The organism is Bradyrhizobium yuanmingense (assembly GCF_029167105.1).
GTDB lineage: Bacteria > Pseudomonadota > Alphaproteobacteria > Rhizobiales > Xanthobacteraceae > Bradyrhizobium > Bradyrhizobium yuanmingense_A.
Window position 1 is genome coordinate 99,765 of sequence record NZ_JARFML010000010.1, and the last position, 13,347, is coordinate 113,111.

Sequence of the window (13,347 nt, forward strand, 5' to 3'; positions counted from 1 at the left end):
CAATCCGGTCAAGCTGGCCGAGCCGAGAGGCCGCGAAGGTTGCGGGGTTCACTGCGGCGGCCGCCTCGCCGAGGCGCGGTTTCTTTCCTTTCCTTCTGCTGGCAAGGACTATCGGCTGTCATCATAGCTCCAACCCAAGCTTACGGAGGCAAAGAACGTACTGCTGTCGCGCCGCGCTCTCGTGCGCGATCAGGGGATGAGCCCTATCCAGTTCATCGCGACCCTTGGTTACAAGCGTCGTTCGATGGCATGGTCAGCGTCCAACAGCCGGTTGAGAGGCTGCCATGCAGGTCGGCGGAACGCGTGACAGACGTCCCTTGTCGTGCAGTCGGGTCGTCGCGGTGTGCACGCGCGCGCCCGCGCTGCGAAGTCGCGCAAGCAGTTCATCGAGGGGTTGCGGTGCGGGGCCTGAAAGCATCGGCCGCAGGAGCTGTTTCCATTCGCGGTAGTCGGCGTCGGATTTAGGCTTCGGTCCCGGATCACGCCGCGCACCAGCTCGTCCGTTGCTGCCTGCTCATGCCGAAGCCGCCAAGTATCGCATCGACTGCCCACCCATCGGCCTCTGGGTTTTTTCGTTGGTGTTCGCGACCCAGGACATCCCGGCAATGCTTCGCAAGTCTCTGTGATTGCGACGGACGTTTCCGCGGCCGAGTTGGCGCCTTGCTGAACGCCAGCTGGTGACCATCTGAATTGTTGAAGCGCATTTGCGGAGCAACGACAACACCTTGCAAAAAGGGCAGGCGATCGGGTTGCGTGTTACTGTTGATCGATTTGAGGTGAGTAGAGCAGGGCGATCAGGAGCAAAAGAAGGGCGGGGAAGAACATACCGGCGACACCGACAGTTACCTGGGTGAAAGCTCCGGCCGCGCAACCCGCCACAAAAGCAAATACAAGCATGGTCGCTGTCAGCGACTGGGCCCATTCGTCCGGCCTTTCGGTATAGCCGATTAGGCGACGCGTAGTCGCGATGGCGAGCCCCGCGACGTTGCCGGTCATCAACGAAAATGGCGGACCAAGTCGTGCATCGAGACGATCGATTGCCGTCAGCATCCCCATGGCGGCAACGGTGAACAGCGCGCATGCGCTATTGACGTGCGTGTGCCAAATGGCAAGTCCGGCAGACACCGCGAAGGCACAGGCCGAGAGGCCGATAACGCAAACGGTTGCGCGTTGTAGTGGCTTGATCCTGGCGACCATAAGCGTCGCGACGCCCGCGCCCAACATGAAGATCGGAAATGTCATCAATTGAAGATCGCGCAGGCCGCCCTTCTCGTGCCCCACCAATCCGAGCCCGATGAGCACGACATTGCCTGTAACCAATCCGACAAAGAGCCCTCCCAGGTGAATAAAGAATAGAGCATCCACAAACCCGGAGACGAACGCGAGCACAGCCGAGTTACCCTTATTGCGAAGTCCGCTAAGCATCACTTATTCTCCGTACTCCACTCGACTGACGAAATCTGACAGCTCCTTTAAGGCCGGCAGAGGAAGAGGCCGTGGCGATGCTCTAGTGGCACCGCGAGCCAGGGAAGGTTGCGTCCGCGGAATTAGAACGATATCGTGGCCCAGGCCGCGGCGAAGGATCCAGACGTTCCACCTGCGTGTTGGATTCTCTCGCCAGGTGTGTAGTTCACATAGGTGCCGCCGAAGGTCAGATGCCTGGTAGGCTTCCAGATAAGTGTCGTTGAAACCTGCTGCCCAACGTACCGTCCTGCGCCGCCCGCCGTACCCGCAACAGGAGTGATGGCCGGACCATAAAACGCGTCCGCTTCAGACTCCTTCCAAAGCGGATTCCAGCCGATCGTCAGAGTGATGTTCTTGGCCGGCGTCACGGTAAGGTTCGGCTGAACGTCAATGAGATTTGCAGGAGCGAACAGATTCGCTTCCGAGAAATAGGGCAACCTCGGGAACATCGGATTGAATGTTTGGAGTGTGGTATCGCGCAGATTTCGATCGCCACTGATCGCGTCGGCATTGAGGCCTATCCGCGGCGAGAGCGGCACTCCCTCAAAGGTATAGCCGAGTTCGACCGACACGCTCCATGCCCTGATGTTGGCGTTTCCGAAGCGACCGAATTGGTAAGCCGCTTCCACATTCCAATCGAGGTTATTTGCTTTCCCGAACAGACGCATTCCCAAAGTTTGTCTGCGCTCGGCGGAAGTCCCTTGCGCAAAAGTGGCGTCGGCGCGGTCCAGACCGAGATAATAGTAGTCGGCTTTCAGAGGGGAGAGATGAGGCAAGGGAACGGTGGCGTAAACGCCCCAGAAAGCTTGGCCCGGATCCGACTTGTCGTCGAACACGCCGTGCTGAGGAAGCACCGGTCGCACAAAGAAAGCATCGATACGAATATCCGGCGAGTTTGCCCAAGCAACGCGAACACCGTCGAATGCACGGCGGATGTTTGGACTGTCGCGCACGGAGACCAAGCGCGAAGAACCGAAGCTCATCTCCTGCCGACCGGCGCGAAATGTGAGGGCTCCCAACTCCTGGGGCAAAGTCAGCTCGCCGAAGCCTTGCATGAGATCGAAGCGATCAAGCTGAGTAGCGGGCGGCACGCCGTTCCAGATGGGAGCCTGTCCGCTGCCCACTTCAACGAAGCTCCTCAAATATGGGCCGAGACTAAAATCCGCGGAAAGAAGCGAGCGTATGAGCACAGCTTCGTTATGTTCCGGTTTCGCCAAGCCGAAGACAGGTCGGTCTGACAGTTCCGGGCGGATACGAAGCTGTCCGCCCAAACTGACCTTGACGCTGCCGTCCGAAGAGAGAGGAATGCTTTTGAGCGAGCCGAATGGATCGACTTCTGAACTGTTCGTGGAGATGTTGTCCTGCGCCGCCGCCATGCCAGCCAGACTCAGCCAGCAAAAGGCGACCACCGCACAGGTTCGACGCGCCATGAAAGTCGCTCCTTATTCTCGACGGTTTGCGGTCGCGCCCCCGCCGAAGGCGGATCGCTGCTCCGGCCTCGGGCTAGACATCCAAGTCCGAACCGCCAGCACCGCCCGACAAGAGTGAAAGCGGCCGCTCAGGTGATCCGTTTTGCCGCTGCTTCCATTCTGGTGAGATCATCGATGGCAACAAGAAGGAAGCCGCCGATGAGGCCCAAATGCTCGAAGAACGCGTTCATCGCCATCGTCCGTCCTTGACTGACCGGGATCTCCCAGAATCGTAACGCGACGAAGGTGGCCATCAGCGTGAAGCTGGCGAGCCCGATTGCTGCAAGCCAGCGCCACGGGCCAAACAAGATCATTGCGCTGGCCATCAGTTCGAACATGATCACCAACACTGCGAAAGTGGGGGCGGGCGACAGGCCGAAATGGGTCATTTCGGCGATGGCGCCATTGAAGTCAAAGATCTTGGTGACCGGACCTTGAATGTAGGCCGCACAGAGCCCGACATAGGCCATATGGCGTACCGCAGGAGATCCTAGGATCGGCCTGGCAATCGCGGCCAGCCTTGCAGGTCCCGATGCATGCTCGTTAAGCGAAAAGGACATCTCACACCGCCCAGCAGGAGCAACCTAGAGCCCCCCAAAATGTTTTGAGGTCGGACACGGGCGGCTGCGACAACCAGGCGCGGGCATGATCGTGACCATGAACGCCGCATGCCGAGTGACAGCCGCAGAACGACATCGCGGTGCGTCGCAGCGAGTTCTTGCCCGCTCCGTCCGGCTCGCCCCAAGCCGCATAACCCTTGAAGGTGCGCACTGGAGACCAGTCCGGCATGGCGGGCGGCACTTTGTTTTCGTCGAGCTTGGCGAAGTCGCCCGCGCCGTAGACGACCTTGCCACCCACCATCGTGAAATCCGAGGTAAGGAATGAAATCTCGTCTTCGGGGCAAGTGAAGTAATCCTTGCTCGGGACTATCAGGTCCGCAAACTGCCCCTTTTCGATACGCCCCTTTTTTCCCTCGTCGTTCGAGAACCAGGTGACGTTCTCGGTCCACATGCGCAGAGCGGTTTCACGATCCAGGCAATTGCGACGAGGGTACAGCTGCATTCCGCCTACGGTCTTGCCGGTAATCATCCAGCTCAGCGAAACCCAAGGATTGTACGAAGCCACACGGGTTGCGTCGGTGCCAGCCGAAACCTTGACGCCTTTTTCCAGCATGCGCGCGATGGGAGGCGTGGCCTCAGCCGCTCTCTGGCCATAGCGCTCGACGAAGTATTCGCCTTGATAGGCCATCCGGTGTTGTACCGCGATGCCTCCACCGAGCGCCGCAATGCGGTCGATGGATTTGTCCGAAATCGTCTCTGCATGGTCGAAAAACCAGTTCAGGCCCCGGAGCGGTACGTCCCGGTCAACCTTCTCGAACACATCGAGCGAGCGCGAGATCGTCTCCTCGTAAGTGGCATGCAAGCGCCAGGGCCAACGATTCTGCGCAAGAAGCCGCACGACTTCTTCCAATTCTCCTTCCATCTCCGGCGGCATATTTGGGCGCGGCTGTCGAAAATCTTCGAAATCAGCGGCCGAGAACACGAGCATTTCGCCGGCACCGTTGTGCCGGAAATAATCGCTTCCCTGCTTGTATTTCACGGAAGACGTCCAGTTGAGAAAGTCCTCCTTTTCCTGCTTGGGCTTCTGCGTGAACAGATTGTATGCGAGGCGAACCGTCAGTTGATTTTCGTCCGCGAGTTTCTGGATGACAGCGTAGTCGTCCGGATAGTTCTGAAAACCGCCTCCGGCATCGATCACGCCGGTCACCCCCAACCGATTCAGCTCTCGCATGAAGTGGCGCGTCGAGTTGACCTGATACTCGGGCGGCAGCTTCGGGCCCTTGGCCAACGTCGCGTAAAGAATAGCGGCGTTCGGCTTGGCGATCAGCAGGCCGGTCGGGTTTCCGCTGGCATCACGCGTGATTTCCCCACCGGGCGGTGCTGGAGTGTCTTTCGAATAGCCAACCGCCCGCAAGGCGGCTGCATTCATCAGCGCACGATCATAGAGATGCAGCAAGAAGACTGGCGTGTCCGGAGCCAAGGCGTTGATTTCATCGATCGTCGGAAGGCGCTTCTCGACAAACTGATGCTCGGTAAACCCGCCAACGACCCGGACCCACTGGGGCGCGGGCGTCACGGCGATCTGACGCTTCAACATGTTCATTGCGTCCGCCAGCGAGCGAACGCCGTCCCAGCGCAGTTCCATGTTAAAGTTCAGACCCCCGCGGATGACGTGGGTGTGATTATCGATCAGTCCGGGCAACAAAAGCCGGCCTTTGAGATCAATGACCTTCGTCTGAACGCCGGCAAGAGGCCGAATCTCTTGGTCGGTGCCCACGGCAAGGAATTTGCCGTCCCTTATCGCGACCGCGCTGGCGACCGGCTTCGTCCGATCCAGCGTCACGATCCGCGCGTTGTGAATGATGGTGTCTGCATGCACTGCGGCATCTCCGGATGAATCTTGAGCTGCGGCCCGTCCTGACGAAACGATGTGCGGAAGAACGAGGCTCGACACACCCCCGAGGAAACTACGTCGGGTCCCAACCATCAGCCTTGTTCCTTCGATGTTTCCGTCGCCTGCGGGACGTGCCGGCCAGGAAGATGGCCGAAGACATGCTTGACCGCATGGGACTTGTGGCAAGCGGATGCAAAAGCCTTACCGGCGAGCAGCTGCTTGCCGACCGGTACGATCTGTTCCCCGATGAGAATGCCTAGCAAGCCGACGAGTGCCACCATCGGAGGCGCCGGAGAGCGAACATCCAAGAGGCTGTAAATCACGCCGACCAAAAGCCCGGCGCCTAATGACACGACATATAGCTGCATGGAATGGCTCCGTGATCCCCGCACGCCTTTCCGATCCGCGTTCGTGAATGGATCGGAAAGTCAGTGACGGATGCTTGGTCTCTGGCGACCCGAGCGACCAGAGAGGCGTCGGAAAATCTTACTTCGCGGGGTTTGGGCCGATCCGTTCGCCATGGGTAACGCGCTCGTCGGCCTTGTGCACCATCGTGTAGGCGTAATCGACGCCCATGCCGTAGGCGCCGGAATGCTCCTTCACTATGTTCATGACCTCATCGTAGGTTTCCCTGCGGGCCCAGTCGCGCTGCCACTCCAGCAGCACCTGTTGCCAAGTGACCGGGACTACGCCCGCCTGTACCATGCGATCCATCGCGTACTTATGCGCGTCGACGGAAGTGCCACCGGAGGCATCGGCCACCATGTAGATCTCGTAGTCGGTGTCATGCTTGCATGATAGCGCGAAGGTGATGTTGCAAACCTCGGTCCACAGACCGGAGACTACGATTTTCTTGCGTCCCTCTCTGGCGTTCTTGGCGAGTGCATCGCGAACATTCTGGTCGTCCCAGGAATTCATCGAGGTTCGTTCGAGAAGCTTGTTCTGCGGAAAAACCGCGAGCAATTCGGGAAAGGTGTTGCCGGAGAACGATGACGTTTCGACCGTCGTGATGGTTGTCGGGATGTTAAACGCCTTGGCAGCCTTCGCGAGGCCAACAACGTTGTTCTTTAAGACCTGTCGATCAATGGACTGAACCCCAAATGCCATCTGCGGCTGTTGATCGATAAAGATTACCTGGCTGTTCTGAGGCGTAAGGACTTCAAGAAGTGTGCTCATCATTGTACTCCATGGTGGTCTGAGCGGATGGTTATTGGTTGCTCCCAACGAAAGGGATCGGGGCCGGGTCGTTTCGCGCGGCCGTGCGGGACACATCCTCGCCGTCTTGGCATCCGAGCGGACGCGGGCCAGCGGTACTGCGGCGGTGCGCGGTTGCCTGACGTTGGTGACGCAACGGAAAGCATGGGATCAACCGCGTCGCCGCGCTCTCGCCAGAAGAGGTGAACCACTTCCCGGATTGCTGTGCTCTTTGCACGAGCGAGTAGCTATGTCTCGTTCTTGGCGGTCGATTGCGACAGGGCCGAACGATATTGTCGTTTGCTGGAGCCGTGCGGGCGGACAGGACTGCTCGTTGCGAGAATCAGCGGGGAGCTGAGGTGAGATGTCGCTCGCCAGAGAACTGGCCAAGTACCTGTCAAATGTATACTGATCAACACCAGTAATATTGCACGAGTACTTGCGTGAATACACGACTGCGTCCCGGTAATACCGTATTCATCTCTGCAGACGGTAATGGGGTCTGTAGTAGTTGACAATACGCAATCGTATAGCGGGCGTGTCCACGAAATGGCGACATGCCTTCGGCAAGGCGAGGAGGCGAGTTTGGATAAGCTGACCAACATGAAGGCTTTCATCAAGGTCGTAGAGCGCGGCAGCCTGAGTGAAGCAGCGCGAGAGTTGCGACTTTCCCGATCGGCCGTGAGCAAATACGTCATCGATCTTGAAGTCGAGCTGGGCGTTCAGCTGCTTAATCGCAACACCCAGAACGCGGCACCTACGGAGGTAGGCCACCGCTACTACGAGCGATGTATTGCGATCCTGGCGGAAATCGACGACGCAGAAAGATCCTTATCTCAATTCCAGGTCGAGGCACGCGGCGTACTTCGCGTCAACGCGCCCATGTCGTTTGGCACCAGGTTCCTCGGGCGAATGATTGCGCAGTTCATGGCCCGAAATCCGAGCCTCCAAGTCGAGCTGATCCTGAGCGATCAGCAATTGGATACGCTCCAAGAAGGGTTCGATGTGACCATTCGCCTCACAGATACGCCGCCAGCCAACGTTGTCGCGCGGCAGATCGCTCCTGCGCCGAGGGTGATATGCGCCTCTCCCGACTACTTGGAGAAAGCCGGCACTCCCAAGCGGCCGAAAGATTTACGCACTCACCAGTGCTTGAACTACGGATATCTCGCGACCGGGTCTCAGTGGAAGCTCACCGGGAAGGATGGTGACCACTGGATCCCAGTCGAGTGGAATTTGTGCAGCAACAATGGAGAAATACTACGGGACGCGGCATTGGATGGGCGCGGCATCGCTCTTCTTCCAAACTTCATTGTCCAGACGTGTCTGCACGACGGCAGTCTGAAGGAAGTACTGGCTGACTATCGCGCGCCGGAAATGTCTGTCTACGCAATGTTTCCGCCGGCCAGGTATATGCCCTTCAAGCTGCGTGCATTCACTGAGTTCCTAGTGAGTTCCCTTTCCGCCTCTGCGACAGCCGAATGAACTTGATCAGATTTACAAAGTCTCCTCTGCACTTCGGGGGTCGAGCGCATGTGTAATCTTCATCCTGTCCAGTGACTCCTAAGGTGGCAGAGAAGGACAGGATCGACCCAAGCGGCGCCCGCAAACATTCAAAAGGACGGCTGGCAGCCGGATATCGTTTCGTAACGACATGCGGTAGTCGCGCGATTCGAAACTCTGTGTCTCACCAAACGGAACGCTGATTGGGCGTTCCAACCCTGATATTCCGTGCGAGCACGTTATACTCGTTCGCACTCACGTCCGGGTGTGCGAACACCGTCATTTCATCTGGGTGACTGAGGCTGGATTGGTTCCTCATCCATCAGGCTCAGTCGCCAGATCACGTTAACCGCTCGATCAAATGGCTTGAGCTGCAAAATTGGCAGTAGGAATACATGACCCCTGTCGCGCGCTTTGAGATCATCCTCCTATTGTTGGCGATGATCGTCGTCCTGGAGGTCCTCGCGCGAAAGCTTCAGCTTCCTCGTGCCGCGGCACTCATCGTGGGCGGAATTGGGCTTGCGATGATCCCGGAAAGTCCGAACATCGAGCTCGATCCCGAACTGGTCCTGATTCTGTTCTTGCCACCATTATTGATGTCCAGCGCGTGGTTCACTGCCTGGCGGGATTTTCGCGCCGACATAAGGATCATAATGCAACTAGCCGTTGGAGCTGTTGCCTTCACGACGTTGGTCGTCGGCGTTGTAACACACCTGGTACAACCGGCCCTTCCGTGGGGAGCCTGCTTCGCTCTGGGTGCGATTGTCTCGCCGCCAGACGCCGTCGCAGCGAAGGCGGTGCTGCAGAAGCTGCCTTTGCCGCAGAGAATTATTGCGTTGCTAGAAGGGGAAAGCTTGGTCAACGACGCATCCGGGCTAGTGCTTTTTCGACTAGCGGTCGGCGCAACGCTTACCGGAGCATTCAGCACGACCTATGCCGTATTCCAGTTCTCCTGGCTCGCATTGGGCGGCGTGGTGTTCGGGGTGGCAGCCGCCTACGCATCCATTTTCGTCATCAAACGCATTGCTGATGCCGACCTTACCGTTGTCTGGGGTTTTCTGACCGCTTGGATCTCGTACATTGCGGCGGAGAAGTTGGGCGTCTCCGGAGTTTTGTCCACCGTAGCATGCGGAATGGTAATGGGCTGGCACCAGCATGAACTTCTATCAGCCCTTACACGCACGCGATCGACGGCCGTCTGGGGCGTTGCTGTGTTCTTGCTGGAATCACTGATTTTCATTCTTATCGGCCTGTCGCTACGTGGCATATTGACAAGGCTCGGCGGACTGGAAAGTGTGCTCCGGCTGCTGCCGGCGATGATGGCGATCGTTGCAGCCGTGATCGTCGCGAGGTTCGTGTGGATATTTCCGACAACGTACATTCCCCGCGCGTTGTTCTCGGCGCTGCGTGCGCGCGATCCTTACCCGCCGCTATCCGTACCTTTCATCATGAGCTGGGCGGGCATTCGGGGGGTGGTCAGTCTGGCCGCGGCGCTCTCGCTTCCTGAAGCGTTTCCTGGCCGCGACCTCATTCTAGCGGTAACGTTCGCGGTCATTCTCGTGACGGTCCTGCTCCAAGGCGCAACGTTGGCGCCCCTCGTGCGTTTGCTTTCCGGAGTTGGACTTAAATCACTAACCGCCTCAAAGCTGTCCGAGGCGGAGGCACGGGCTCGCATCGCTGCAGCTCAACTGGCGGCGGTCGAAAAAGAGTCGCTAAATTCGGACGGAAGTCACCGGCATCCTCGCTTGATGGAGCAATATTCTTACCGCGTTCGAGCGTCCGTGCGGTTCTCCGAAGAGACCGAAGCTCTTACGTCACATCGCGCTGATCACTTCGCGGCCGTTTTGGCCGCAGTTTCTGCCGGCCGTAAAGAGCTGCTGCGGATGCACCGTGAAGACCTGATCCATGACAGCGTGCTCCACGCAATAGAGCAAGAACTCGACCTGGAGGAGATAACGGTAAAGCGGTTTGTATGACTTGAGCGGACCGAGAGATTTTGGCGCAGTTTATGCACTTCAACTGCGGTAGATGCAAAGCTCGACATCAGACCTCAAATAGGACGCGCGCGAGAACTCGTCGACAAGCCTCGCTATTGCGTTCCACTTTGTGCGACACAGCTACTCACTTTCCGAACCTACCGTAAGCACGGGCCACAATGTTACTCCGGTGAGGAAGCGGAGCGTTGCGTGCTGAAGATCCCTGATGATGACAGTCTGCCACCTGCCGACCTCCGACCGCACATCGAATTTCGGCCTCTCGCACGGCCTGTTTGCCACTTCTCCCCATATCATCAATGCCGATCTATTGGCGTTCATCGAGGACCGGACAACATCATGAACTCCGTTAAAGATAACCTCGCCGATCATCGTTTCGAACTGGCTATTGATGGCAGCGGTGAATTTGCTGCTGCATACTACCGGACTAAAGGCGACCGTATCGTCCTCACCCACACCGAGGTGCCCGAGCGATTTTCGGGCCAAGGCCACGCCTCGCAGCTGGCGCGCGGCGTGTTCGAATCGCTCCGTGCCGCGGGGCGCAAGGCCATCCTGGTTTGTCCTTTCATGACCGCTTTCTACGCACGTCACCCGGAATATTCGGACGTCGTTGATGACGGCTCAACAGGGGAAAAGACATGATTGAGATGGTCATCGAACAGCGGCGCCGAGATCTCGGCGGTGGCTTTGCGGTCGGACGTGTGCTGCCATTCGCCAAGCGGCGCATGGTGGGCCCGTTCATCTTTTTCGATCACATTGGACCGATTGATATCGCGCCGGGCGATGATCACAACCTAGACGTCCGGCCGCATCCGCATATAGGCCTCTCTACTGTGAGCTATCTGTTCGCTGGCGAGATCATGCATCGCGACAGTCTCGGCTACGAGCAGGCGATCCGACCGCAGGAAGTCAATTGGATGACAGCAGGCAGCGGCATCACCCATAGTGAGCGCTTCGAGCATGCCCGGGCGCATGGTGATCGCGTGCACGGGATCCAGGCCTGGGTTGCACTGCCAGTCGAGCAGGAGGAGGTCGCCCCTTCCTTTTCACACCATTCCGGTGTCGATCTGCCGCAGTGGAACGAGTCGGGGGTCATGGGTCATCTCATCGCCGGCAGCGCGTACGGCTTGGTGGCCGGCTCCGTAACGCACTCGCCCCTGTTCTACGCACATCTCGACATGTCGGCCGGGTCAACGGCAGAGGTTCCGATCGGCCACAAGGAGCGCGCCCTGTACATCGCCACGGGCGCAGTCGAGGTGGATAGTCGCCGCTATGAGGCAGGTAGGATGCTGGTGCTCGGTGCAGGAATTTCGCGCGTAAAGGCATTCGAAAAGTCGGCTGTGATGGTGCTCGGGGGCGAACCCGTCGGTGAGCGCTTCATCTACTGGAACTTCGTTTCATCCTCGAAGGAGCGGCTCGCTCAGGCGGCCGCAGATTGGAAAGCGGGGCGGATGAAGCTGCCGGATGCGGACGACGCGGAGTTCATCCCATTGCCGAGCCAACCCGAGCCGCCTGCTTCGGCCAGCTCCTAGGCGGCGAGGTACCGCGAAATCCGCTTTGTGGCTATTGGTGGAGAAGGATGATGGCTGCGCCGCGCGCACATGTAACAGCTTCCGAGACCGGAGGAAGCACTTTCGCCGTTCGCATCGAAATGAGCGATCATGTGCTTACCGGCGACGAACCTGTGGATGCCGGCGGCGGCGGACTTGGCCCTAGCCCTTTCGAACTTCTGTCGGCTGCCCTGGCAGAATGCACGGCGATGACAGTGCGGTGGTACGCCCGCCAACAGCGCTGGCCGGTGGACCATGTATCGGTGGTGGTCGATTATGAGAAAAGACAGCCTGCAGGCGCTTCTAGCCCCGTCGATGTGTTCGAGAAGACCATCTTCATTCGCGGTTCCCAGCTTACCGACCAGCAGCGTTCGCGGCTTTTTGATGTTGCCTCCAAGTGCCCGGTTCAACGCGTTTTGGAGAGCTCTCCTTCGATAAAGTCAGAGCTGAAAGCGATAAGTGACCGATAACTCGATACCAGACGACGGCTTCCCGACACCTCAATTCCAAGATCTAACCCAAGGAGGAACTGACCATGCCAACTAGCGCGCACGCTCTTTCGCAGAAATCATCTACGGCCGAACCCGCGTCGCCGGCATCGCCTTTGGCAGTGCTGCAGTCGATCTTGTCGAACCCGACAGATCTGGATTTCGTCAAACAATTCACGACTGATGACTTCGTATATGTATCGCTCAACTATGATCATCCGGAACTGAAGCAGATCATGCCTTGGGCCGGAACCAACGAAGGCACCAAAGGGCTGGTTCAGACCTTTATCGACGTCAGCCGTTATTGGACGGTAGACGACTTCCAGATTCAGGACAGCTTCGAGAATAAGAACGGCGCAGCGATCTTTGGCTCCTTTACGTACACATCAAACGCTCTGGGAAAAACGGTGACATCACCCTTCGCGGTTCTGGCGCGCGGCGAGAACGGCAAGCTGTCATACGTGCAGTTTATGGAAGATACCTTCGCGACCGTCCGCAGTTTTAGAGCAAGCGGCGAATATCTCATCAAGGCAAATCCGGACGGATCGGAAACCAGCGTCTGAAAGCAGCCTAAGATCCGCCCGGAATAAGTCATTCAGGCCACGGCCCGCCGACTTCGAGCCGTCCGGCCTAGTTGGAGCCACCGCCGTCGCGAGGGCCTGCAAAGCCGAGTTGGCTCTCAAAAGCCAGCTCCGAAGCTCGTAACCGACCAGGACCTGCGAGCCCTCCTGCATCGCGATGCCGGTCTAGATTCTCGGCAGTTCTGCCGGCCAGGTTCTAGACAAGGACACTGGTGCTCGCCCATCGCTTGAAACCGGCAGCCGCTCAATGTTGACTTGGAATGCGGGCAATCGCCTTGATTTCAAAATCGAAGCCGGCCAGCCAGGTCACGCCGACCGCCGTCCAGTTGGGGAAAGGCGGATCGCCGATCTCGGCAGATCGGACCTTCATAACGGTTTCGAACTGCGCTTCGGGATCGGTGTGGAAGGTGGTGACGTCCACCACGTCATTGAGCGTGCAACCGGCCGCTGCCAGAACAGATCTGAGATTGGCGAAGGCGCGCCGGACCTGTTTCTCGAACACCGGTTCGGGCGAGCCGTCTTCGCGGCTCCCAACCTGCCCGGACACGAACAGCAGGTCGCCGGACCTGATCGCCGCCGAGTAGCGATGCTTGTCATAAAGGGCGTGGCGCTCGGCCGGGAAGATCGGCTCGCGTGTGGACATCGGTATC

General features: G+C 58.4%; 14 protein-coding genes. 7 read left to right on the forward strand and 7 right to left on the reverse strand.

Annotated elements, in window-relative coordinates:
- Positions 1 to 756: 756 nt before the first annotated feature.
- The 6 genes from P0R31_RS15250 to P0R31_RS15275 form a co-directional block, all read right to left on the reverse strand.
- Entirely contained in the window at positions 757 to 1,425 is a 669-nt protein-coding gene (locus P0R31_RS15250) for a YoaK family protein (RefSeq protein ID WP_275496867.1), read from the reverse strand.
- Positions 1,426 to 1,547: 122 nt separating this feature from the next.
- On the reverse strand, positions 1,548 to 2,894 hold the full coding sequence (locus P0R31_RS15255) for an alginate export family protein (protein WP_275508776.1): 1,347 nt from the start codon (positions 2,892 to 2,894) through the stop codon (positions 1,548 to 1,550).
- A gap of 128 nt (positions 2,895 to 3,022) precedes the next feature.
- Positions 3,023 to 3,493, reverse strand: coding sequence for a DoxX family protein (locus P0R31_RS15260; RefSeq protein ID WP_275508777.1), 471 nt, complete (start codon positions 3,491 to 3,493; stop codon positions 3,023 to 3,025).
- Position 3,494: 1 nt separating this feature from the next.
- Positions 3,495 to 5,372, reverse strand: coding sequence for an amidohydrolase (locus P0R31_RS15265; RefSeq protein ID WP_430516665.1), 1,878 nt, complete (start codon positions 5,370 to 5,372; stop codon positions 3,495 to 3,497).
- A 107-nt stretch (positions 5,373 to 5,479) separates the two neighbouring features.
- A complete protein-coding gene (locus P0R31_RS15270) occupies positions 5,480 to 5,755 on the reverse strand; it encodes a XapX domain-containing protein (protein ID WP_275508779.1) in 276 nt (91 codons plus the stop codon).
- Between the two features lie 118 nt (positions 5,756 to 5,873).
- The gene (locus P0R31_RS15275; RefSeq protein WP_275508780.1) at positions 5,874 to 6,563 is read right to left on the reverse strand and encodes a hydrolase; all 690 of its coding nucleotides are present in this window, start codon (positions 6,561 to 6,563) and stop codon (positions 5,874 to 5,876) included.
- Positions 6,564 to 7,166: 603 nt separating this feature from the next.
- Here P0R31_RS15275 and P0R31_RS15280 point away from each other — a divergent pair.
- The 7 genes from P0R31_RS15280 to P0R31_RS15310 all read left to right on the forward strand — a co-directional run bounded on the left by P0R31_RS15280 (position 7,167) and on the right by P0R31_RS15310 (position 12,679).
- Positions 7,167 to 8,066, forward strand: coding sequence for a LysR family transcriptional regulator (locus P0R31_RS15280; RefSeq protein ID WP_275508781.1), 900 nt, complete (start codon positions 7,167 to 7,169; stop codon positions 8,064 to 8,066).
- 413 nt (positions 8,067 to 8,479) lie between these two features.
- Complete coding sequence (locus P0R31_RS15285) at positions 8,480 to 10,060, forward strand: Na+/H+ antiporter (RefSeq protein WP_275508782.1); 1,581 nt, start codon at positions 8,480 to 8,482, stop codon at positions 10,058 to 10,060.
- 226 nt (positions 10,061 to 10,286) lie between these two features.
- A complete protein-coding gene (locus P0R31_RS15290; protein WP_275508783.1) occupies positions 10,287 to 10,421 on the forward strand; it encodes a hypothetical protein in 135 nt (44 codons plus the stop codon).
- Positions 10,418 to 10,720 carry a GNAT family N-acetyltransferase gene (locus P0R31_RS15295; RefSeq protein WP_275508784.1) on the forward strand — a complete coding sequence of 101 codons (303 nt, stop codon included), beginning with the start codon at positions 10,418 to 10,420 and terminating at the stop codon, positions 10,718 to 10,720. Before P0R31_RS15290 ends, P0R31_RS15295 begins: the two co-directional genes overlap by 4 nt.
- Positions 10,717 to 11,610 carry a pirin family protein gene (locus P0R31_RS15300; RefSeq protein ID WP_275508785.1) on the forward strand — a complete coding sequence of 298 codons (894 nt, stop codon included), beginning with the start codon at positions 10,717 to 10,719 and terminating at the stop codon, positions 11,608 to 11,610. The genes P0R31_RS15295 and P0R31_RS15300 overlap by 4 nt, the downstream gene beginning before the upstream one ends.
- Before the next feature lie 50 nt (positions 11,611 to 11,660).
- Positions 11,661 to 12,098 carry an OsmC family protein gene (locus P0R31_RS15305; RefSeq protein WP_275514761.1) on the forward strand — a complete coding sequence of 146 codons (438 nt, stop codon included), beginning with the start codon at positions 11,661 to 11,663 and terminating at the stop codon, positions 12,096 to 12,098.
- Positions 12,099 to 12,163: 65 nt separating this feature from the next.
- The gene (locus P0R31_RS15310; protein ID WP_275496855.1) at positions 12,164 to 12,679 is read left to right on the forward strand and encodes a nuclear transport factor 2 family protein; all 516 of its coding nucleotides are present in this window, start codon (positions 12,164 to 12,166) and stop codon (positions 12,677 to 12,679) included.
- 262 nt (positions 12,680 to 12,941) lie between these two features.
- Here P0R31_RS15310 and P0R31_RS15315 read toward each other — a convergent pair whose 3' ends face one another.
- A complete protein-coding gene (locus tag P0R31_RS15315) occupies positions 12,942 to 13,340 on the reverse strand; it encodes a RidA family protein (protein WP_275508787.1) in 399 nt (132 codons plus the stop codon).
- Positions 13,341 to 13,347: the final 7 nt, after the last annotated feature.

Bases quoted from the DNA above. Each gene is read 5' to 3' on its own strand.
- P0R31_RS15285 (WP_275508782.1), top strand. From the start codon at position 8,480: ATGACCCCTGTCGCGCGCTTTGAGATCATCCTCCTATTGTTGGCGATG.
- P0R31_RS15315 (WP_275508787.1), bottom strand. From the start codon at position 13,340: ATGTCCACACGCGAGCCGATCTTCCCGGCCGAGCGCCACGCCCTTTAT.
- P0R31_RS15260 (WP_275508777.1), bottom strand. From the start codon at position 3,493: ATGTCCTTTTCGCTTAACGAGCATGCATCGGGACCTGCAAGGCTGGCC.
- P0R31_RS15290 (WP_275508783.1), top strand. From the start codon at position 10,287: ATGATGACAGTCTGCCACCTGCCGACCTCCGACCGCACATCGAATTTC.
- P0R31_RS15250 (WP_275496867.1), bottom strand. From the start codon at position 1,425: ATGCTTAGCGGACTTCGCAATAAGGGTAACTCGGCTGTGCTCGCGTTC.
- P0R31_RS15295 (WP_275508784.1), top strand. From the start codon at position 10,418: ATGAACTCCGTTAAAGATAACCTCGCCGATCATCGTTTCGAACTGGCT.
- P0R31_RS15275 (WP_275508780.1), bottom strand. From the start codon at position 6,563: ATGAGCACACTTCTTGAAGTCCTTACGCCTCAGAACAGCCAGGTAATC.
- P0R31_RS15270 (WP_275508779.1), bottom strand. From the start codon at position 5,755: ATGCAGCTATATGTCGTGTCATTAGGCGCCGGGCTTTTGGTCGGCGTG.
- P0R31_RS15305 (WP_275514761.1), top strand. From the start codon at position 11,661: ATGGCTGCGCCGCGCGCACATGTAACAGCTTCCGAGACCGGAGGAAGC.
- P0R31_RS15300 (WP_275508785.1), top strand. From the start codon at position 10,717: ATGATTGAGATGGTCATCGAACAGCGGCGCCGAGATCTCGGCGGTGGC.
- P0R31_RS15310 (WP_275496855.1), top strand. From the start codon at position 12,164: ATGCCAACTAGCGCGCACGCTCTTTCGCAGAAATCATCTACGGCCGAA.
- P0R31_RS15255 (WP_275508776.1), bottom strand. From the start codon at position 2,894: ATGGCGCGTCGAACCTGTGCGGTGGTCGCCTTTTGCTGGCTGAGTCTG.